Annotated in this window: 16 protein-coding genes; 12 read left to right on the forward strand and 4 right to left on the reverse strand. The window is 73.7% G+C overall.

What is annotated here, in order from left to right; all coding sequences use genetic code 11:
- The first annotated feature begins 38 nt into the window (after positions 1–38).
- The 8 genes from M8C11_RS18380 (at position 39) to M8C11_RS18415 (ending at position 13,391) form a co-directional block, all read left to right on the forward strand.
- Positions 39–1,832: an HSP90 family protein gene (locus M8C11_RS18380; RefSeq protein WP_120572443.1), complete on the forward strand. Its 1,794-nt coding sequence runs from the start codon at positions 39–41 to the stop codon at positions 1,830–1,832.
- The gene (locus tag M8C11_RS18385; protein ID WP_252451277.1) at positions 1,825–4,668 is read left to right on the forward strand and encodes a hypothetical protein; all 2,844 of its coding nucleotides are present in this window, start codon (positions 1,825–1,827) and stop codon (positions 4,666–4,668) included. The genes M8C11_RS18380 and M8C11_RS18385 overlap by 8 nt, the downstream gene beginning before the upstream one ends.
- A gap of 71 nt (positions 4,669–4,739) precedes the next feature.
- A complete protein-coding gene (locus M8C11_RS18390; protein ID WP_120572441.1) occupies positions 4,740–5,354 on the forward strand; it encodes a TetR/AcrR family transcriptional regulator in 615 nt (204 codons plus the stop codon).
- Positions 5,355–5,431: 77 nt separating this feature from the next.
- Positions 5,432–6,799 carry an acetyl/propionyl/methylcrotonyl-CoA carboxylase subunit alpha gene (locus tag M8C11_RS18395; RefSeq protein ID WP_252451613.1) on the forward strand — a complete coding sequence of 456 codons (1,368 nt, stop codon included), beginning with the start codon at positions 5,432–5,434 and terminating at the stop codon, positions 6,797–6,799.
- A gap of 41 nt (positions 6,800–6,840) precedes the next feature.
- Entirely contained in the window at positions 6,841–7,761 is a 921-nt protein-coding gene (locus tag M8C11_RS18400) for a hydroxymethylglutaryl-CoA lyase (protein ID WP_252451280.1), read from the forward strand.
- 218 nt (positions 7,762–7,979) lie between these two features.
- Complete coding sequence (locus M8C11_RS18405) at positions 7,980–9,512, forward strand: acyl-CoA carboxylase subunit beta (RefSeq protein ID WP_252451283.1); 1,533 nt, start codon at positions 7,980–7,982, stop codon at positions 9,510–9,512.
- Between the two features lie 92 nt (positions 9,513–9,604).
- Positions 9,605–10,753, forward strand: coding sequence for an acyl-CoA dehydrogenase family protein (locus M8C11_RS18410; RefSeq protein WP_030499564.1), 1,149 nt, complete (start codon positions 9,605–9,607; stop codon positions 10,751–10,753).
- 100 nt (positions 10,754–10,853) lie between these two features.
- Positions 10,854–13,391, forward strand: a complete 2,538-nt coding sequence (locus M8C11_RS18415; protein ID WP_252451286.1) for a helix-turn-helix domain-containing protein — start codon at positions 10,854–10,856, stop codon at positions 13,389–13,391.
- A gap of 238 nt (positions 13,392–13,629) precedes the next feature.
- Here M8C11_RS18415 and M8C11_RS18420 read toward each other — a convergent pair whose 3' ends face one another.
- A complete protein-coding gene (locus tag M8C11_RS18420; RefSeq protein ID WP_120572439.1) occupies positions 13,630–14,121 on the reverse strand; it encodes a MarR family winged helix-turn-helix transcriptional regulator in 492 nt (163 codons plus the stop codon).
- A 101-nt stretch (positions 14,122–14,222) separates the two neighbouring features.
- On the opposite strand from M8C11_RS18420, the gene M8C11_RS18425 reads away from it, so the two are divergent.
- Entirely contained in the window at positions 14,223–14,804 is a 582-nt protein-coding gene (locus M8C11_RS18425; protein ID WP_252451289.1) for a YceI family protein, read from the forward strand.
- Positions 14,805–15,059: 255 nt separating this feature from the next.
- A complete protein-coding gene (locus M8C11_RS18430) occupies positions 15,060–16,538 on the forward strand; it encodes a glutamate--cysteine ligase (RefSeq protein WP_120572437.1) in 1,479 nt (492 codons plus the stop codon).
- 134 nt (positions 16,539–16,672) lie between these two features.
- Here M8C11_RS18430 and M8C11_RS30730 read toward each other — a convergent pair whose 3' ends face one another.
- Positions 16,673–18,169: a hypothetical protein gene (locus M8C11_RS30730; protein ID WP_374668658.1), complete on the reverse strand. Its 1,497-nt coding sequence runs from the start codon at positions 18,167–18,169 to the stop codon at positions 16,673–16,675.
- A gap of 103 nt (positions 18,170–18,272) precedes the next feature.
- Between M8C11_RS30730 and M8C11_RS18440 the strand changes: the two genes are divergently transcribed.
- Complete coding sequence (locus M8C11_RS18440; protein ID WP_252451305.1) at positions 18,273–18,944, forward strand: PASTA domain-containing protein; 672 nt, start codon at positions 18,273–18,275, stop codon at positions 18,942–18,944.
- Between the two features lie 98 nt (positions 18,945–19,042).
- On the forward strand, positions 19,043–20,062 hold the full coding sequence (locus tag M8C11_RS18445; RefSeq protein WP_252451316.1) for a PASTA domain-containing protein: 1,020 nt from the start codon (positions 19,043–19,045) through the stop codon (positions 20,060–20,062).
- 12 nt (positions 20,063–20,074) lie between these two features.
- Here the strand turns inward: M8C11_RS18445 and M8C11_RS18450 are convergent, their stop codons facing one another.
- Positions 20,075–20,572, reverse strand: coding sequence for a hypothetical protein (locus M8C11_RS18450; RefSeq protein ID WP_252451616.1), 498 nt, complete (start codon positions 20,570–20,572; stop codon positions 20,075–20,077).
- A gap of 98 nt (positions 20,573–20,670) precedes the next feature.
- A complete protein-coding gene (locus tag M8C11_RS18455) occupies positions 20,671–20,958 on the reverse strand; it encodes a hypothetical protein (protein ID WP_120572432.1) in 288 nt (95 codons plus the stop codon).
- Positions 20,959–20,972 lie beyond the last annotated feature (14 nt).

A 20,972-nucleotide genomic window follows, 5' to 3' on the forward strand; every position in this document is an offset into this window, starting at 1 on the left:
GGTACGGTGAGCGCCGAAAATCCGAACCGGGAGCGCGATTGGACCGCACCTTCCAGGTGGACCTCCGTGGCGTGGTCGACCTGCTCAGTCATCACCTCTACGGCAGTCCGCGGGTGTACGTGCGCGAGCTGCTCCAGAACGCCGTCGACGCGATCACCGCACGGCGGTCCGCCGAGCCGGAAGCCCCGGCGCGGGTCCGCATCGAGCCGCCGGAGCTGACCGGCGACGGGACGCTGCGCGTGCACGACACCGGCATCGGCCTGACCGAGGCGCAGGTGCACGAGCTGCTCGCCACCATCGGCCGCAGCTCCAAGCGCGACGAGCTGGGCTTCTCCCGGCACGAGTTCCTCGGCCAGTTCGGCATCGGCCTGCTCTCCTGCTTCCTGGTGGCGGACGAGATCCGGGTGGTCACCCGGCACGCCGACGAGCCCACAGTGCTCTGGACGGGCTGGTCCGACGGGCGGTACGCGGTGCGGCTCGCCGAGCCGGAGCAGGCCCGGGACGAGCCCGGCACGACAGTCACGCTGGTGCCCCGGCGCGACGCCGACCAGTGGCTCGGCGTACCCACCGTCACCGAGCTGGCCCGCCTCTACGGTGGCCTGCTGCCGGTCGACGTCCGGGTCGGTGACACGCCGACCACCTCCGGCCCGCCGCCGTGGCCGACCACACCCGGTGCGCCGGTGGACCGGGCCGCGCTCCAGCGGTACGCGCAGGAACTGCTCGGGTTCGTCCCGTTCGACGTGGTGCCGCTGTCGGTGCCCGAGGCCGGCCTGACCGGCGTGGCGTTCATCCTGCCCGCCGCGGTGAACCCGGCCGCCCGGGCCGGGCACCGGGTCTACCTCAAGCGGATGCTGCTCAGCGAGCACGCCGACGGGCTGCTGCCCGAGTGGGCCTTCTTCGCCCACTGCGTGGTCGACGCCAGTGAGCTGCGCCCCACCGCCAGCCGCGAGGCGCTCTACGAGGACACGCTGCTCACCTCCGTCCGGGAGGCGCTCGGCGACCAGATCCGCGGCTGGCTGGTCCGGCTCGCCAAGCACGACCCGCGCCGGCTCGGCGAGTTCCTCCAGGTGCACCACCTGGGGGTCAAGGCGCTCGCGATGCACGACGACGAGATGCTGCGGCTGGTCGACCAGTGGTGGCCGATGGACACCAACGTCGGCACGCTCACGCTCGCCGAGTTCCGGCAACGGCACGGCGTGCTCCGGTACGCCGCCAGCCTGGACGAGTTCCGCCAGCTCGCCGCCGTGGCCGCCGCGCAGGACCTGGCGGTGGTCAACGCCGGCTACACGTACGACACCGAGCTGATCGAGCGGCTGCCCACCGTGGACCGGTCGGTGCTGATCGAACGGCTGGAGCCGAGCGACCTCACCACCCGGTTCGAGATCCTCGACCCGGCGACCGAGCTGGCCCTGCGGCCGTTCCTCACCGCCGCGCAGCGGGCCCTGGAACGGCTCGGCTGCGAGGTCGTGATCCGGGCGTACGACCCGGTGTCGCTGCCGGCGCTCTACCTGGTGTCCCGCTCGGCCGCGTTCCACGACCAGCTCGCCGCCAGCCGGGACAAGGCCGACGAGCTGTGGGGCGGCGTGCTCGACGCGCTCGCCGCCTCCGCCCCGCCGGACCGCCCGCAACTGGTGCTCAACCACCGCAACCCGCTGGTCCGCCGGGTCACCACGCTCGCCGACCCGGAGCTGGTCGGGCTGGCCGTCGAGGCGCTCTACGGGCAGGCCCTGCTGCTCGGGCACCACCCGATCCGGGCGGCCGACGCCGCACTGCTGAACAGTTCCTTCCTCGGCCTGCTCGGCCGGGCCGTACCGGGAGAGACCCGTGACTGACGACGACCTCTGGCGGATGCACCACGAGATCGAATCCATGCCGTACGGGCCGGGACAGATCGCCGCACTGGAACAGTTGCTGCGCCGCGCCGACGCGGGCGACGACCGGCACCTCGCCTTCGCCGCCCGGGTCACCGGCACCACCGCGTACGTCTACGGCGGCGAACCGGCGAAGTCCTTCGTCACGTTCTCCTGGTGCCTGGCCGAGTACGACAAGGATCCGCAGCCCTACCACCAGCGCTACACGCACCAGCTGCTCTGGTTCTTCAAGTACATGGTCAACGCCATGGTGAAGTTCCCGGAGCTGCCGCTGGACCGGACGTACGCGGTGCTCGACGACATGGAACGGCGCTACCGCGACTCCGGGCACTCGCTCCAGGCCGTCTACAAGCACCGCTACCTGGTGGCCGCGCATCTGGGCGACGACGAGGCGGCGGAGCAGTGGTACCGCAAGTGGATGACCACGCCCCGCGACGCGCTGTCGGACTGCGCCGGCTGCGACCCGACCACGCAGGTCGCGCACCTGGTGCGGCACGGCCGGCACGAGGAGGCGGTGGCGCTGGCCGAGCCGGTGCTCGCCGGGCGGCTGACCTGTAGCGAGCAGCCGCAGGGGATCCTCACCGCGCTGCTCACGCCCTACCGGGAGACCGGCCGGGGCGACGCCGCGCGGGACGCGCACCGGGAGGCGTACCGGCGGGTGCGCGGCAACCTGGCCGACCTGTGGGACATCGCCGACCACGTCGAGTTCTGCACCGTGACCGGCAACGAGGCCCGCGCGCTGGAGCTGGTCGAGCGGCACCTGGACTGGCTGGACCGGGCGCCCACCCCGGCTGCCGCGATGCACTTCGCGGCCGCCGCCTCGGCGGCGCTGCGTCAGGTGCCGGCCGAGCTGACGGTGCACCGCCGCGCCTCCGGCGAGCGCCCGGCCGCGGACGTGCCGGCGGGCGCGCTCGCCGGCGAGCTGGCCGGTACGGCGACCGCGCTGGCCGAGCGCTTCGACGCGCGCAACGGCACCACGCACCAGTCCGGGTTGATCGCCCGCAAGCTCGCGGCCGGGCCGGTCGGTGAGCATCTGCCGCTGTCCGCGAGCCTGCGCCGCCCGGCGGTGCCCGCGCCGCGTACCGGCCCGGACGCTCCGGTGCCCTCCGCGCAGCCGGTCACCGTGCCGGCCGACGCCGGTGCCGACGAGTTGCTCGCGCTGGCCGAGGAGTACTGGCGCACCAACCGCCGGGACGGGCTGGTCGCCGCGTTGCGCGCGTACGACGAGCGGTTCGGCGACGCGGACCTGCCCGCGACCACCCGGGCCTGGCGGCTGGAGCTGCGGGCCGGCGAGCTGTCCCAGGACGACGACGGCGTACCGGTGGCGATCGAGGTCAACCGGGAGGCGCTGGCCGCGTGGCGGGAGGTGCCGGACCCGCTGCGCGCCCAGGTGGTGGCCGGGCGGCTCGGTGTGCTGCTCAGCATGGCCGAGGAGAGCGCGGACGAGGGCCTGGCCCTGGCCCGGGAGTCGGCCGACTACCTGACCGAGCACGGCGGACCGCGTGACCGGGCCGCCGGCTGGGACCGCCTCGCCCTGGCCCACGTGCACGGCGAGCGGTGGGCGGAGGCGCTCGACGCGCTCGACCGGGCCGAGGCGGAGGCGGACGCCGATCCGTGGCTGGCCGGGCGGGTCGCGCTGCACCGCACGCACGTGCTGGAGCAGCTGGAACGGGCCGAGGAGTTCCGGGACGCGGCGGCGCGGTCCCGTCGGCTGGCGGGCGAGCTGGGCGACGCCGAGATGCTCACCGGCGCCTGCCTGGCGTACGCCCGCGCCACCGACGACCCGGCCGACGCGGTGGCCGCCTGTGAGGAGGCGCTGTCGGTCGCACCGGCCGGTGCGCACCTGCCGCTGCGGGTGACCCGGGGCCGGGCGCTGATGGCCGCCGACCGGGCCGGCGAGGCGGTGGAGGATCTGGCCGAGGCGGTCACCCTCTGCGTCGAGCAGGGGCTGGAGGGCGACGCGCTGCTGCGCTGGGAGCTGGCCGAGGCGTACCGGGTGGCCGGGCGGCTGGCCGAGGCCGCCGAGGTGGCCGAGGAGGCGGTGCTCGGGCTCGACCGGGCCGGTGCACAGGCCGAGGCGGACCGGTGCCGGCACCTGCTGTCCGGCATCTACGCGGGGCTCGGCGAGACGGACCTGGCGCTCGCGGTGCTCGACACGCTCGCCGACAACCTGGACGGGCCGGACAATCTCCCCCACCGCGCGCAGGTGCTGGAGGAGTCCGGCGGCCTGCTCTACGACGCCGACCGCGACGCCCTCGCCGCGCAGCGGTTCGCGGCGGCGGCGACCGCCTGGCGGCTCGCCGGCTACCAGGTGGACGAGTTGCGGGCCCGGCGGCGGGAACTGCTCGCCCTGCACTGGTCCGGTGACCTGCCGGCCGCGGTGGCCGCGATCGAGCGGGTGGACGAGGCGGCGGCCGCGCTCCCGGTCGGCGCCGACGAGCCGCCGGTGGTCACGTACGAGCGGGCGATGGCCGCCGACGCGGTGGCCCGGGTGCTGATCGGCGAGGACCGGCTCACCGCCGCGCTGGACCGGGTGGACGGCGTGCCGGAGCGCCTGCGGTCGATCGAGGCGTTCGGTGAGGCCGCCCAGGTCGAGGTACTGACCGGCGAGCTGCTGCTGCGTGACGGCCGGCCGGAGCAGGCCGAGGGGCTGCTGCGCCCGGTCCTCGGCGGGCTGCCCACCGGCTCCCGCCCGGCCACGCAGGCCGCCTGGCTGCTGGCCCGCGCGCTCGACGAGCAGGGCCGGGAGGCCGATGCGGCGAAGGTCCGCGCCGACCACGGCATCGAGGAGGACTGACGCGACGGGCTGGGGCAACCGTTGGGTAACCGCGGCTGCCCCAGCTCGAACGCGAGGTCTAGGCTGGTCCGGTGGCGGTGGAACAGCAGGCACGGGGGGCGGCGGGTGCGGCCCGGCGCCGGTCCCGGCGGGACGAGATCCTGGAGATCGCGGTCGGCCTCTTCGCGGCGCGCGGCTACCACGGTGTGTCGATGGACGACATCGGCGCGGCGGCCGGGGTCACCGGTCCGGCGCTCTACCACCACTTCGCCGGCAAGGAGGCGATGCTCGTCGCCGCGCTGATCCCGGTGAGCGAGGGGTTGCTCGCGGGCGGGCGGGAACGTGCCGCCGGCCACCCGGGCGACCCGCGTGCGGCGCTGGAGTCGCTGATCGACTTCCACGTCGACTTCGCGCTGGCCAACCCGGCGGTGATCGCGTTGCACCTGCACGAGCTGGACCGCCTCCCGGACGAGCCGCGCCGCCGGATCCGCCGGCTCCAGCGGATGTACGTCGAGGAATGGGTCACCGTGCTGACCGCGCTGCACCCCGGCCTGCCCGACGGCGAGGCCCGGGTGCTCGCCCACGCGGCGTTCGGCCTGATGAACTCGACCCCGTTCCTCGGCGGCGAGGTGGACCGCCGGCGCCGGGCCGAGCTGTTGCGCGGCGCGACCCTCGCGGCCCTGCTCGCGCCCACCGACCCGACCTGACACGCCGCGCTCACCTTAACGCGTGTTAAGAAGAGACCCCGGCTTTGCGTCGAGAAGGGGTCACGTCCGTGCAGAAGATGATCGAATCGTTGTTGGTCGCGAATCGGGGGGAGATCGCGCGGCGGATCATCCGTACCGGCAAGCGGCTCGGGATCCGGACGATCGCGGTGCACTCGGAGGCCGACGGCGGGCTGCCGTTCGTGACCGAGGCCGACGAGGCGGTCTGCGTCGGCCCGGCGAACCCGGCGCAGAGCTACCGGAACGTGGAGGCGATCCTCGACGCCGCCCGTAGCACCGGCGCGCAGGCGATCCACCCCGGCTACGGCTTCCTGTCCGAGAACGCGGACTTCGCCCGTACCGTCGAAGGGGCCGGCCTGATCTGGGTCGGGCCCGGCGCCGACGCGATCACCGCGATGGGCGACAAGATCAACGCTCGGAACCTGATGGCGGCGGCCGGCGTGCCGGTCGCGCCCGGCACCACCGAGCCGGCGAGCGACCTGGACGCGGCGGTCGCGGCCGCCGCGGAGATCGGCTACCCGGTGATGGTCAAGGCCGCGGCGGGCGGCGGCGGCATGGGCATGGGCGTGGCCGCGGACGAAGCGGCGCTGCGCACCGAGTACGACAAGGTCCGCGCGTTCGCCGAGCGGATGTTCGGCGACGGTTCGGTGCTGATCGAGCGGTACTTCCCCCGGGTGCGCCACGTCGAGGTGCAGATCCTCGGCCTGGCCGACGGCCGGGTGGTGGCCCTCGGCGAGCGGGAGTGCTCGGTGCAGCGGCGCAACCAGAAGCTCGTCGAGGAGTCGCCGTCCCCGGCGGTCTCGCCCGAGCTGCGCGAGCGGTTCCTGGCCGCGGCGGTACGCGCGGGCGAGGCGGTGAACTACCGCAACGCCGGGACTGTGGAATGTTTGCTGGTCCCGCGTCAGCGGGATCTCAAGGACGGTAGCCCCCTCTCCGAAGAATTTTTCTTCCTGGAGATGAACACGCGGCTCCAGGTCGAGCACCCGGTCACCGAGTACGTCTACGGCGTCGACCTGGTCGAGGAGCAGTTGCGGGTGGCGGCCGGCCTGGCGCCGACGTTCGACCCGGACGCGCTCGCCCCGCGCGGGCACGCCATCGAGCTGCGGATCAACGCCGAGGACCCGAAGCGCTTCCTGCCCGGTCCGGGCGCGATCACCACCTGGAACGAGCCGTCCGGCACCGGCGTGCGCGTCGACTCCGGCTACGTCGCCGGCAACACCGTCACGCCGTTCTACGACAGCCTGATGGCCAAGCTGATCCTCACCGGGGACACCCGCGAGGAGGCGGTCCAGCGGGCGCGGGCGGCGGTCGCCCAGTTCGAGATCGTCGGCCCGAAGTGCAACCTGCCGTTCTTCGCCGAGCTGCTGGAGAACGAGGAGTTCCTCTCCGGCGACTACGACACCGGCATCGTCTCCCGGATGCGCTGACGCCACCCGGTGTCATGCTCGACTCAAGTGAGGTGAACCTGATGGCGCAACTTCCGGAATCCGTGAGCATCCGTGAGGTCGGTCCCCGCGACGGCCTCCAGAACGAGGAGCCCATCCCCACCGACGCCAAGGTGCGGCTGCTCGACGCGCTGTCCCGCACCGGGGTACGCCGCATCGAGGCCGTCTCCTTCGTCCACCCGAAGGCGATCCCGCAGATGGCCGACGCCGACGAGGTGTGGCAGCGGGCGCAGAAGGTCGACGGGGTGCGCTACTCGGCCCTGGTGCCGAACACCCGTGGCGCGCAGCGGGCGCTGGCGGCCGGCTTCACCGAGATCGAGGTGGTGGTCTCGGCCAGCGACACGCACAACCGCCGCAACGTCAACCGCTCCACGGACGAGTCGCTCGACGACATCGCCGAGCTGATCGACCTGCTGCACGGCGCGGGCGCCACCGCCGAGGTGATCGTGGCGACCAGCTTCGGCTGCCCCTACGAGGGCGACGTGGACCCCCGCCGGGTCGCCGCGATCGTCGACCGCGTCGCCCGCGACGGCGCGGACCGGGTCGCCTTCGGCGACACCACGGGCATGGGTACGCCCCGGCGCGTCCGCGAACTGGTGACGGCGGTCCGGGACCGCAACGCCCACCTGCCGGTGCTGCTGCACTTCCACAACACCCGGGGTACCGCCCTGGCGAACATGCTCACGGCGATGGAGTTGGGCGTCACCGAGTTCGACGCCAGCGTCGGCGGCCTCGGCGGCTGCCCGTACGCCCCGGGTGCCAGCGGCAACCTGGCCACCGAGGAGGCGGTGCACATGCTGCACGACATGGGCGTCGACACCGGCATCGACCTGGACGCCCTGATCGAGGCCGCCGAACTGGCCGAAGACCTGGTGGGCAAGAAGCTGCCCTCCGGAGTCCTCCGCGCCGGCCCTCGAACCCGCCTGACCCCCCTTCCCTCCTGACCCGCCCTGCTCCCCCGTCCTCCCGCCACGTCGATCAAGGGGTTTGTGTCCCTCCGGGTGCCCGAATGAGGACACGAACTCCTTGATCGACGAAATGAGCGGGGGTGGGCGGGGTGCGGGGGTGTGGCGGGGTGCCGGGGGAGGCGCGGGTGGGGTAGCCTAACGATCGTTCAGGTCGGTGGGCGCCCTGTGCGGGGGCCGTGGCAACGGGAGTCGGCGTGACGCTCGACGGTGAGGCTCTGGAGCAGCTACGCAAGCGCGCCCGCGCCGGCGGAGCGGACAAGTACCACGCGGCCAACGCCGCGAAGGGGAAGCTGTTCGCCCGCGAGCGCGTGGCGTACCTGGTCGACGAGGGCTCCTTCGTCGAGGACGGGCTCTACGCCAACGCGATGGCCGACGGTCTGCCCGCCGACGGCGTGGTCACCGGCACCGCCACGATCGACGGCCGCCAGGTCTGCCTGATGGCGAACGACTCCACGGTCAAGGCCGGCAGCTGGGGCGCGCGTACCGTCGAGAAGATCATCCGGATCATCGAGCGGGCGTACGCGACCGGCGTCCCGATGGTCTACCTGGTCGACTCGGCCGGCGCGCGGATCACCGACCAGGTCGACCTGTTCCCGGGCCGGCGCGGCGCCGGCAAGATCTTCTGGAACCAGGTCCGCGCCTCCGGCTCGATCCCGCAGGTCTGCGCGCTGTTCGGGCCGAGCGCGGCGGGCGGGGCCTACATCCCGGCGTTCTGCGACGTGGTCGCCATGGTGGACGGCAACGCCAGCATGTACCTCGGCTCCGACCGCATGGTCGAGATGGTCACCGGCGAGAAGACCACGCTGGAGGCGATGGGCGGCGCGAAGGTGCACTGCGCCGAGTCCGGCGTGGGTCACTTCCTCTGCAAGACCGAGAACGACGCGCTCGACGTGGTGCGGACGTACCTGTCGTACCTGCCGTCGAACTGGAAGCAGGACCCGCCGGTCGCCGAGGCCGTGGACGCGCCGGAGAAGGCCGACCTGGCCGCGCTGGTCCCGGCCAGCGAGCGGCAGGCGTTCGACATGCGCCGGTACGTCAAGGGTCTGCTCGACTCCGGCAGCTTCTTCGAGATCCAGGCGCTGTGGGCCAAGGAGCTGACCATCGGGTTCGGCCGGCTGAACGGCGAGGTCGTCGGCGTGGTCGGCAACAACTCGATGTTCAAGGGCGGCGTGCTCTTCGTCGACTCGGCCGACAAGGCGACCCGGTTCGTGCAGCTCTGCGACGCGTTCAACGTGCCGCTGCTGTTCCTCAGCGACGTGCCCGGGTTCATGGTCGGCAGCGCGGTGGAGAAGCAGGGCATCATCCGGCACGGCGCGAAGATGATCACGGCGATCTCCGAGGCGACCGTACCCAAGATCTGTGTGGTGGTCCGCAAGGCGTACGGCGCGGGTCTCTACGCGATGGCCGGTCCCGGCTTCGAGCCGGACGCCACGATCGCGCTGCCCACCGCGAAGATCGCGGTGATGGGCGCGGAGGCCGCGGTGAACGCGGTCTACGCCAACAAGATCGCCGCCATCTCCGACGAGGCCGAGCGGGCCGCGTTCGTGGCCGCGAAGCGCGAGGAGTACGAGCGCGACATCGACGTGGTCCGCCTCGCCAGCGAGCTGGTGGTGGACGCGATCGTCGAGCCGCACGAGCTGCGCGCCGAGCTGGTCCGCCGGTTCGCCGCCGCGCGCGGCAAGGAGCGGCACTTCTCCCGGCGCCGGCACGGCGTCACCCCCGTCTGACCGGCCCACGCCCCCGGCCCGACCGACCGACCCACGCCCCGGCGTCACGAGCGCCCGGCCCGTCCGTACCGCCGTCCCACCAGGAGGATCAGATGGACTTCCGGCTCAGCGACGAACAGGAGGCGCTGCGCTCCAGCGTGCGGGAGTTCGCCCGCGAGGTGGTCGCACCCACCATCGCCGAGCACTACGAGCAGCACACCTTCCCGTACGAGATCGTCCGTCAGATGGGCAAGATGGGCCTGTTCGGGCTGCCCTTCGCGGAGGAGCACGGCGGAATGGGCGGCGACTACTTCGCGCTCTGCCTGGCGCTGGAGGAGCTGGCCCGGGTGGACTCCAGCGTGGCGATCACGCTGGAGGCGGCGGTGTCGCTCGGCGCGATGCCGATCTACCGGTTCGGCACCGAGGAGCAGAAGGCGCAGTGGCTGCCGAAGCTGCTCAGCGGTGAGGCGCTGGCCGGGTTCGGGCTCACCGAGCCGGGCACCGGGTCGGACGCGGCCGGCACCCGGACGCGGGCCGTCCTGGACGGCGACGAGTGGGTGATCAACGGCTCGAAGGCGTTCATCACCAACTCCGGCACCGACATCACCGCGCTGGTCACCGTCACCGCCGTCACCGGTACGCGGCCGGACGGCGGCAAGGAGCTGTCCACGATCATCGTGCCGTCGGGTACGCCCGGTTTCACCGTCGCGCCCGGCTACTCCAAGGTCGGCTGGACCGCGTCGGACACGCACGAGCTGACGTTCGACGACTGCCGGGTGCCGGCGGCGAACCTGCTCGGCGAGCGCGGCCGGGGCTTCGCGCAGTTCCTGCGCATCCTGGACGAGGGCCGGATCGCCATCGCGGCGCTCGCCGTCGGCCTGGCCCAGGGCTGCGTGGACGAGTCGATCAAGTACGCGAAGGAGCGCCAGGCGTTCGGTCAGCCGATCGGCAACTACCAGGCGATCCAGTTCAAGATCGCGGACATGGAGATGAAGGCGCACACGGCCCGGCTGGCCTACTACGACGCGGCCGCCCGGATGCTCGCCGGTGAGCCGTTCAAGCGCCAGGCGGCCATCGCCAAGCTGCACGCCTCCACCGTCGCCGTGGACAACGCCCGCGAGGCGACGCAGATCCACGGCGGGTACGGCTTCATGAACGAGTACCCGGTGGCCCGCTTCTGGCGCGACTCCAAGATCCTGGAGATCGGTGAGGGCACCAGCGAGGTGCAGCGCATGATCATCGCGCGCGACCTCGGCATGTGAGGACGCCCGAAACCGCACCCTGTCGGATATCGGCAGTGGACGGTCGGGTGGTTGACGATGGGCTGTGGAGCGTCGGAGTCCATCCGTAATCTTCGTGCCCATGACTCCGGATCATGACCGTGCGCGGGGCCCGGGCGGTCGTACCGGTCTGTCCGATCTGCTGCGCGGGCACCGGCTCGCCGTCGGCCTGACCCAGGCCGAGCTGGCGGACCGGGCCGGCGTGGGCGTACGGACGGTCCGCGATCTGGAACGAGGGCGGGCCACCCGGCCCCAGCGCACCACAGTCGACCTGCTGGCCGACGCGCTCGGCCTGAGCGGTGACGAGCGGCGCGAGTTCGTCGACACCGCCCGGCCCCCGGCATCCCGTCTTCCCGCCGCCGGTGCCGCCGCCGACGATCCGCCGGTGGCGCTGCCCCAGCCCGTACCGCTGTTCGGCCGCGAACGGGACGTGGCGGAGGTGTCCGGCCTGCTCGACGCGTACCCGGTGGTGAGCCTGGTGGGGCTCGCCGGGGTGGGCAAGACGGCGCTGGCCGTCACAGTCGCGCACGCGGTGGCGGCCCGCCACCCGGCGGGCGTGGCCGGGGTGCTCGTGGGTGAGGGCTCGGACACCCCCGACGTGCTCGCCGCGTCGGTGTCGATGTTCGGCGTGAACCGGCTGGCCGACCTGTCCTGCCGGATCGGCGACCGGCGGGCGCTGCTGCTCGTCGACGCCGTCGACCGGGCGCCGGACGCGGTGGCCGAGGCGCTGCGCGTCCTGACCGCCGCCGTGCCGACGCTGCGGGTGCTGGTGACCGGCCGCCGCCCGGCGGGCCTGCCCGGCGAGCTGGTCCGGCCGGTCGCGCCGCTCGACGTGCCACCGGCCGGCGTCGAGCCCGCCGACCGGGCCGACCTGGACCGTTGGCCGGCGGCGGCGCTGTTCGCCGCCCGCTTCGCCCAGGCCCGCCGGGAACCGCCCACCCCGGCCGAGCTGCCGGCGCTGGCCGCGCTCGTACGCCGGCTCGGCGGACTGCCGCTCGCCATCGAGCTGATGGCGGCACGGGGACGCATCCTCGACGTCACCGAACTGCTCGACCGCTACGGCGACCGCGTCCTGGACCTGACCGGCGTACGCCCCGGCTGGGAGCCCGCCGACCCGTCCGCCGGCACTGTGACGCTGCGCGACGCCGTGGCGAGCAGCTATCACCTGCTCGCCACCGCCGACCGGGCGGCGCTGCGGCGGCTGTCCGCGTTCCGTAACCGCTGGTCGGTCGAGCTGGCCGAGGAACTGCTCGCCGACGGCGGCCGGCGGTGGGACGCCGCGCCGTTGCTGGACCGGCTGCGCGAGCTGGGCCTGCTCAGTGTCCGGGGCACCGGCCCGTTCCGGTTCCGCCTGCTGGACGCGGTCCGTGACTTCGCCGCGGAGCAGGCCGACGCCGACGGCGAGACCGCCCGGATCCGGATGCGGCACGCGGCGGTGATCGCCGGTCTGGTCCACCGCACCGCGCCGGGGCTGGTGGGCGCACAGATGTCCGGCGCGGTGCGCGCGCTCGACGAGGCGACGAGCGACATCACCGCCGCGCTGACGTACGCCGCCGAGCACGCACCGGAGACCGCGCTCCTGCTCGCCGCCTCACTGCCGCGATGGTGGCGGCTGCGCGGGCGGGACGTCTCCGGCCGCCGTCGGCTGCGTCGGCTGCTCGCCGATCCGCGTACCGCGGGTGCCCGGCCCACTCTGCGGGCCTGGGCCATGCTCGGCGCGGCCCGGCTGGCCGCCGAGCACGGCGCGGGCGCGGAGGAACTGCCGGCGGCCCGGGCCGCCCTGGTCGTCTTCGCCGAGGCGGGCGACGTGACCGGCGAGCTGTCCGCCCGCTCGGTGCTCTGCGCGCTGCTGCTCGGGCTCGGCGCGCACGACGAGGCCCGCGAGCAGGCCGAGGCCGCGCTGGCGGCGGCCACCCGGCACCACCGGGTACGCGAGATGGCCGTCGCCCAGGCGCACCTGACCTGGCACGACGTACGCGAAGGGCGGCTGGCCGGCGCCCGGCGGCGGCTGGCCACCGTCGACCGGCTGGCGGCACAGTGCGGTGACCAGCGCCTGCGTGTGCTGGCGCGGGCCGATCAGGCCGAGCTGACCCGCCTGGAGGGCCGGTTCGCCGAGGCGGTCGAGCAGGGGCGCCGGGTGGCCGCCGCGCTCGCGGAGCTGGGCGATCCCGGGCGGCGGCGCCGGACGGTCGGGGCGGTCGGGTTGGCGCTCGCCCACGCCGGGCGCACCGACGAGGCGCTGGCCACCGTCGCCGAGCTGTGGCCGTCGGGCGCGGTGCCGGGCCGGCGCCGTCCACCAGCGGTGGAGATGCTCGACCCGCCCGGCGCGGGCGGTGACGCCCGCACCGAGGACGCGCTGCGCGGGTTGATCGAGGGCCACGTGGCGCTGCACCGGGGAGACCGCGAGTTGGCGGCGGAGTGGTTCGCCGCGGCTGCGGACGCGGCGGAGGGAGTCGCCGACCGGCGGGATCTGGTCGAGGCGCTCGTGGGGCTGGCGGTCAGTACCGCTGACCCGCGTGTGCTGGACCGGCTGGACGCGGCGCGGCAGGTCACCGGCGTCAGCCTGCTACCGCAGGAGGAGGAGTTGCTGTTCTCCCTGTCGGCCCGGCGCGGGCGATGAGCGCCGGTGGACGGCGGGTCGCGTCGGCCGGGCACGGGGAGGCGGAGGGCGCGGGGGTGGCGCGAGCGAAGTAGCCCCCTGGTGCTGCCCCTCGCTCCACGCTCGCGCCAGCACCCCCCGGTGCCCCCCGCTGCCGGAAGACTACCGAGGCGCGACGACCGATTCGCGAATATACGGACCGCTTTGTCCGGCTGCCCTGGCGGTTCTGCCGGTCATTCTGCCGGTGACTGGCGGACCGTCAGGCGGCGTCCTCGGCCGGCTCGGTGCTGCCGGCCGTGGCGCCGGGATGGACCGCGTCGCGTACCCGGCGCAGCCCGTCCAGCAGCCCGTCGAGCTGCGCCGGGTCGAGCTGGCTGGTGAACCACTGCTCGATGATCCGCAGATGGCCGGGAAGGACGTCGTCCAGCCGGCTCAGGCCGGCGGTGGTCACCACCGCGAAGGAGCTGCGCCGGTCGGACGGGCAGGCGCGCCGGCAGATCAGCCCGTCCCGCTCCATCCGGTCCACCACGCGGGTCACGCCGCTGGTGGAGAGCGAGGTCTGTGCGGCCAGATCGGTCATCCGCAGCTGGTTGTTGGGTGAGCGGGCGAGCCGGGTCAGCACCTCGAACTCGACCGGGGAGAGGCCGTGCTCCTCGAACTGGGCGGCGAACCGGGCGGCGAGCCCGGCATGCGCCTCGACGAGCAGGCCGACGGCAGTGATCCGGGGGTCGTCGAACACGTTCTGGTCCACGCCACCATCCTAGCAACACTTGACACGGGGAATATTGTCTCAACTATAGTTGCTCAGTCAGTCGTTGGGCTCCTAAACATTCTTCTCCGGAGGAGAGCATCATGACCAGCAGCACCGAGGCGACTACCCGCGACTGGGAGGGTCTCACCATCCCCACCCCCGGCACCTACGTGCTGGACGCCGCGCACAAGCGTGTCGGCTTCGTCGCGCGGCACATGATGGTCAGCAAGGTACGCGGTGAGTTCGCGGACGCCACCGCCACCATCACCGTCACCGACGACCCGATGCAGTCCACGGTCACCGCCAGCATCCAGGCGGCCAGCATCAACACCGCCCAGGCCGACCGCGACGCGCACCTGCGCAGCCCGGAGTTCCTCGACGCGGAGCAGTTCCCGACGCTGGAGTTCCGCAGCACCGAGGTGAAGTCCCGCGACGGCAACGAGTTCGTGCTCGTCGGCGAGCTGACCATCAAGGGCGTGACCCGTCAGGTCGAGCTCGAGGTGGAGTTCGAGGGCGTCGGCCGCAGCCCGTTCGGGCAGGACATCTTCGGCTTCTCCGCCTCCACCGAGATCGACCGCGAGGACTTCGGCCTGACCTGGAACGTGGCGCTGGAGACCGGCGGCGTCCTGGTCGGCCGCAAGATCAAGATCGAGATCGAGGGTGAGGCCATCCGCCAGGGCTGAGCCCGGCACCGGCCCGCAGGGCCCGCACCGTCCGCCGACGGTGCGGGCCCTTCTCGCGTACGCCCCGGCGGTGCGAATCGTCACGTGAAGTTCTCCGACACGGACGCGCTGGTGACGGCGGTGACGGGGTACAGGTGCAGACCTGTCGCCCGTCCAGCCGGGCGGCGGGGTGGGCGCACTTACGCCCACCACGCGAATGGTTCACAATGCGTTGCGGAACGGTACGGTTCCGTCGCACCGGCGCCGGGAGGACACATGGGCAGAGACGTCGAGCAGGGCGCCTTCTCCCGGGAGGATCGGGTCCGCTACCGGCAGAAGGTCCGGCGATGTCTGGACGTCTTCGCGCTGATGCTCGACGACTTCGGCTTCGACGCCGACCGCCCGATGACCGGGCTGGAGATCGAGCTGAACCTGATCGACGCCGCCGCCGAACCGGCGATGCGCAACGACCAGATCCTGGCCGACATCGCCGACCCGCTGTTCCAGACCGAACTGGGGCAGTTCAACCTCGAACTGAACGCCTCGCCCCGGCTGATCGAGGGCGGCGGCTTCGCCGACTACGAGCAGGACCTGCGCAGCAGCCTCAGCCGCGCCGACGAGCGGGCCGCCAAGTCCGACGCGACGATCATGATGGTCGGCATCCTGCCCACGCTCACCGAACGCCACCTGGTCGCCGACAACCTCTCCACGAACGAGCGGTACCGCGTCCTCAACGACCAGATCGTCGGCGCCCGCGGCGAGGACATCGAACTGGACATCAACGGCGTCGAGCGGCTGCGTACGCACACCGACTCGATCGCGCCGGAGGCCGCCTGCACCAGCCTCCAGTTCCACCTCCAGGTCGCGCCGGACAGCTTCGCCGACTACTGGAACGCCTCCCAGGCGATCGCCGGCGTACAGGTCGCCGTCGGCGCCAACTCGCCGTTCCTCTACGGCCGGCAGCTCTGGGCGGAGACCCGGATCGCGCTGTTCCAGCAGGCCACCGACACCCGGCCCGACGAGCTGAAGGCCCAGGGCGTACGCCCCCGGGTGTGGTTCGGCGAGCGCTGGATCACCTCGATCTTCGACCTGTTCGAGGAGAACGTCCGCTACTTCCCGCCGCTGCTGCCCATCTGCGAGGAGGAGGACCCGGTCGAGGTGCTGCACGCCGGCGGCGTGCCCCAGCTCGGTGAGCTGCGACTGCACAACGGCACCGTCTACCGCTGGAACCGGCCGGTCTACGACATCATGAACGACCGCCCGCACCTGCGGGTGGAGAACCGGGTGCTGCCCGCCGGCCCGACGGTGGTGGACATGCTCGCCAACGCGGCGTTCTACTTCGGGCTGGCCCGCGGCCTCGCCGAGGCGGACCGTCCCATCTGGAGCCAGCTGACGTTCAGCTCCGCTGAGGAGAACTTCCACGCCGCCGCCCGGCGCGGCATCGAGGCGGTCCTGCACTGGCCCCGGCTCGGCGACGTGCCGGTCACCAAGCTCGTCCTCGACACGCTGCTGCCGGTGGCCGCGCAGGGGCTGGACCGGTTCGGCGTCGCCCCGGCCGAGCGGGACCGCCTGCTCGGCGTGATCGAGGGCCGCTGCCGTACCGGCCGCAACGGTGCGGTCTGGCAGACCGAGACGGTGTGGACGGCCGAGCGGACCCGGGGCCTGGACCGGGAAGCCGCGCTGCACCACATGGTCCAGCGGTACGCCGAGCTGCAACGCGGCAACGAACCCGTCCACACCTGGCCCGTCGACTGACCCCCGGCCCGCCCGCCCTCGCCCTCCCTCCGCCTCGTCGATCTTGCACTTGTCGCCCTGACAAACCTCCCATTCGGGATATTCGAGGGGCCACTACTGCAAGATCGGCGCGGCTGGGTGGGTGTGGGGAGGGCTCAGCGGCCTCGGCGGCGGGTGGTGTCGGTGGTCGGTGGGTCGGTTGGGGAAGGCTTGCCCGGGGACGGGGTGTCGTCCTGCGGGTTCGTTCCGTCGTGTGGTCCTGCGGGGACGGCCTGCTCGGATGCCTCGGGTTGCCGCTGCGGTGGTATGGCCCGGCCCCGGCGGCCGGTGGCGGACCGGGTGGCACGACCCCGCTCGGTGTCCGTCCGGCCGGATGCCGTGCCCGGTCCGTCCTCCACCCCGGTGTTCCGGCTCGGCCCGACCGACGTGTCCGGTGCCTTGTCCGGCGCGGTCGCCTGGTCGGCGAGGCCCGACGCCGACCGGCCCGACGCGGAGCCGTCCGGCACGGACCGGCCCGACGCCGGGGTGTCTGACAGGCCCGAAGCCGATCCGCTCGCCGCCGACTTGTCCGACCGGCCCGCAGCCGGCGTGCCCGACTTCGAGGTGCCCGACGGCGACGTGCCTGACCGGCCCGCAGCCTTCGTGTCCGACTTCGAGGTGCCCGGCGGCGACTGCGGGTCCGCCTCGGTCGGGTCTGTGGGGGCCGGGTCGGCATCCCCGCTGATCTCGTCCGGCTCGCCGGTGCGCTGCCGTGGCAGTGTCACCCGCTCGGCGCTCCGGCGCTCGCCGCGCTGGGCCAGCGCGGCCATCACCATCGAACCGCCGACACCGGCGATCACCGCGTACGGGGCGATCAGATGGGCCGACAACTGTTCCGCGGCGATCCCGGCGAGGCGCGGCACGGCCAGCAGGTACGCCAGCGCGACGAGCAGCGGCCCGGCCGCCCCGGAGGCCGCCGCACCGACCCGGATCTCGGGTGCACGGGCGGCTCGGCGGGCCGCCACCAGGCCGATCACCAGGGCGGAGAGCACTGACAGGAGCGCCCCGGGCCAGTAGAAGTAGTCGCGGATCCAGAACGCGCCACGGTCTGCGCTGATCTGCCAGATGCCGAGCTGGGCGGTGGTCAGGCCACGACCGGCGACCACCCCGTCGACCACCGACACCACGGCGAGCAGCCAGAGCCAGCCGGTGGTGGCGATCAGGTTCGTGGCGGCGGCCCGGGTGTGCAGTGCCCAGACGGCGAGCAGCACACCGAGCAGCAGCCCCGCACCCGCGTACGCGGCGGCGACGACCTGCGGGGCGGAGACGTCCGGCACCCGTGCCGCCCGCGCCGGAACCGCCACCAGCAGCACGGTGACGATCGCGCCGGCACCCGCGGCGAGCGCCAGGCCGAGCCGGGGCAGTGTGCCCCGCGGCTCGTCGTCGCTCCCGCGCAGGCGCTGGGCGCAGACCGCACCGACGATGACCGATGTCGCCGCGATCCAGGTCGCCCAGGCGAGGCTCGCCACCCAGGCCGCCTCGGCCCGTACCGCGCCGGCCGGCGCCCAGTTGATGATGCCCAGCCCGTACCCGAAACCGAGCTGCGCGGCGCCCGCGCCGGCGGCGACGCCGAGCGCGGCGGCTGTCGATCCTCCCCAGCCCCGTCTGACCATGCCGGGGAGCGTAACGTCCCGAGGTCGGCGCGGCGAGTCGTGACGACAGGCCGTGACCGTTCCGCAGCAACGGATACGGTCGTCGATGATCGGGGCGGGGAGCATGACGGACGAGCGGGAACCGGTAGCCGACGGCGGCGGACCGGGGCGGGGCAGGATGCTCCTCGGCGGTGGCGTGGCCGTGATCCTGCTGGCAGTGATCGGTGCCAGCGTCGGGTGGATCCTCGCCGGTGAGCCGGAGCGCCCGGCCACACCCGGCGACGCCGCACCGGTCGATGCCGCGTCCACATCGGCCTCCGCGACCACAGCGCCGCCGACCGCCACCGCCCGGCCGACCGGTACGCGCAGCAGCGCCCCGGCCGGGCTCACGGTGCCCGAGGTGGTGGGCGTGGACTTCGAGCAGGCCCGCCGGGACCTGCGCGAGCGCCGGCTCGGCTGGCGCCTGGTGTTCGGTACGGGCGCCGGACGCACCGTGGAGCGCACCTCACCGGCTCCCGGCACCCCGGTGAAGCGCGGCACCACTGTCACCGTGTGGGTCGCCGGGCCGGCGCCGGCCGTCACCGTGCCCGACGTGAGCACGCTGTCCTGCTCCGACGCGGCCGACGACCTGGTGGAGGCGGGGCTCTATCCCCGGTACGCCACCGGACGCCAGGGTCCGGTCACGGCGCAGGAGCCGGTGGCCGGTGGCACCGCCCGGTGGAACGACCAGGTGACGCTCACCTGCGGCGACACGGCGTCCACGCCGCCGACCGTCTCCCCGTCGCCGACTCCCTGACGGGCGCGGCGCGCTGATCCCAGCCGGTGTCGCCGGGGACCGTTACGGTGGACGATCGAGGGCCGTGCGCCCCGTCCCGGTGGGGGAAAGGACGTGCCATGAGCGACGACCGTCAGGAACCGCCCGCCGGTGACGCGGACGCGACCCGGGCGCTGCCCCCGGACGCCGACGCGACCCGCGCGATGCCTCGCGACGCGGCCGGTGCAGACGCCGACCCGTCCCGAGCGTCGCCTCCCGAGCCGGACGCGGACGCCACGCGGGCGATGCCGAGGAACGCGGCCGGGGAGGATGCGGACGCCACCCGCGCCATGCCCCGGGGCGCAGCCGGCGAGGACGTGGACGCCACGCGGGCGATGCCGCGGAATGCAGCCGGGGAAGACGTGGAGGCGACCCGCGCCATGCCACGGAACGCGGGCGACGCCACCCGCCCGTTGCCCGGCGCACCGGCAGGACAGGGCGGGGTGGCAGGACCGGGCGGCCCCGCCGGGCAGGGCGGTCCGCGCCGTCCGCTCGACGCCACCGCCCCGCAGGAACCGGTGGGCGCCTGGTCCGGCCGGGCCGGGGTGCCGCCACCACGGCCGGCGGGCTATCCCGAGCCCGGGGCCGAGTGGTACGGCGACGAGCAGGCCGGGCGCCGCTGGTGGATGCCGATCCTGCTCGGCATCCTGGCGCTGCTCCTGCTCGGGTTGATCGGGGTGGGGGTGTGGCTGGCGCTGCGTGCCGCGGACCGGAATTCCGATCCGGGCCCAGCGGTGCCGAGCATCTCGGCGCAGACGAGCGCCGCCCCGACGACCGCCGCGCCGACCAGTGCGGCGCCGAGTAGCTCACCGCCGAGTACGCCCCCGGCCACGACCGCACCGGTCGAGGTGCCGATGCCGCCGCTGGTGGGGCTGCCGGAGGCGGCTGCCCGGGCGGCGCTCGACCGGCTGGACCTGGACTACCGGGTGCAGCGGCGGGCGTCGGACCGCCCCGCCGGCACGGTGATCTCCACCGATCCGGAGGCCGGTTACCCGGTGGGCGAGGACGACCGGGTCACCATCGTGGTGGCCGTACCCGCGCCGCCGACGAGAGGGCCGAGCACTTTCGGATCGGCTCCGGCGACGACCACCACGCCCTGATGCGCCCCTGACTCACCACTGGCGTCTGCGGGTGCCGACCAGACCCAGCCCGGCCAGCGAGATGGCGAGCCCGAGCAGCCCGGAGTAGAACAGCGACCGGCTAAGGTTGTCGGTCGTGTCGGTGGGCCGTTCGGCGAGCGCGCCCTCGCCGCCCCCGGCACCCGAGGCCGGTTCGTCCTCGTCCTCCGCCGGGTCGGCGCCGGCCCAGCCGCCCTCGTCGTCCGGCTCGTCGGAGTCGGCGGCATCGGAGCCGGCGGCATCGGAGTCGGCCGGACCGGACCCGGCGTTGTCGGACCCGGCCGCGTCGGACCCCGACCGGCCTTCCTCGCCGGCCACGGTGATCTCCGGGGCCGGTACGGGCTCGGCGAGCTGCTGGGTGGCGGAGAAGGCGGGATGACGTACCGCGAGCGCGAGGGCGGTCGCGGTGACGAGGAAGAGGAAGAGCCCGAGGGCATAGCCGATACGGGACCGGTGGTGCCGGCGCGCGGCGGGCAAGTTGACCATGACCATCCCAGGTTCAGGGTCCATGGCGCGCGGGGTGGAACATGCCGGGGTGGGCGTACCGATTCTATGGCGACGGCACGCCCTCCCGACCGGGAATCGTGAGGTCAGCCGACCCGGACCGGGGTCCGGACCACGGGGCGGCGGGCCGTCCGCACGGTGTGCTGACGCGGAGCCGGCGCGGCCTGGAGCTGCCGCAACCCCTCCTGGTGTACGAAGATCGACCTTCGGTTGACCGCGTCCCCCGCCGCGTTCAACTCGTAGCCGTCGAGCCAGAGCCAACCGTCGTAGGTCGGCCAGTCGAGCACCCGGATCACCCGGAACATGATCGGTCGGAGGAACTGGACACTCGCCGCGCGTGTCACGTGCAGTACGTCACCGGAGCGGGGAAGCACATGGGCTCCTGGGA

This window comes from Micromonospora sp. CPM1, assembly GCF_023896895.1.
Taxonomy (GTDB): Bacteria; Actinomycetota; Actinomycetes; order Mycobacteriales; family Micromonosporaceae; genus Micromonospora; species Micromonospora tulbaghiae.

Coding starts and splice junctions, on each gene's coding strand:
- M8C11_RS18395 (WP_252451613.1), top strand. CDS start 5,432: ATGATCGAATCGTTGTTGGTCGCGAATCGGGGGGAGATCGCGCGGCGG.
- M8C11_RS18400 (WP_252451280.1), top strand. CDS start 6,841: ATGGCGCAACTTCCGGAATCCGTGAGCATCCGTGAGGTCGGTCCCCGC.
- M8C11_RS18410 (WP_030499564.1), top strand. CDS start 9,605: ATGGACTTCCGGCTCAGCGACGAACAGGAGGCGCTGCGCTCCAGCGTG.
- M8C11_RS18415 (WP_252451286.1), top strand. CDS start 10,854: ATGACTCCGGATCATGACCGTGCGCGGGGCCCGGGCGGTCGTACCGGT.
- M8C11_RS18425 (WP_252451289.1), top strand. CDS start 14,223: ATGACCAGCAGCACCGAGGCGACTACCCGCGACTGGGAGGGTCTCACC.
- M8C11_RS18430 (WP_120572437.1), top strand. CDS start 15,060: ATGGGCAGAGACGTCGAGCAGGGCGCCTTCTCCCGGGAGGATCGGGTC.
- M8C11_RS30730 (WP_374668658.1), bottom strand. CDS start 18,169: ATGGTCAGACGGGGCTGGGGAGGATCGACAGCCGCCGCGCTCGGCGTC.
- M8C11_RS18440 (WP_252451305.1), top strand. CDS start 18,273: ATGACGGACGAGCGGGAACCGGTAGCCGACGGCGGCGGACCGGGGCGG.
- M8C11_RS18445 (WP_252451316.1), top strand. CDS start 19,043: ATGAGCGACGACCGTCAGGAACCGCCCGCCGGTGACGCGGACGCGACC.
- M8C11_RS18450 (WP_252451616.1), bottom strand. CDS start 20,572: ATGGTCATGGTCAACTTGCCCGCCGCGCGCCGGCACCACCGGTCCCGT.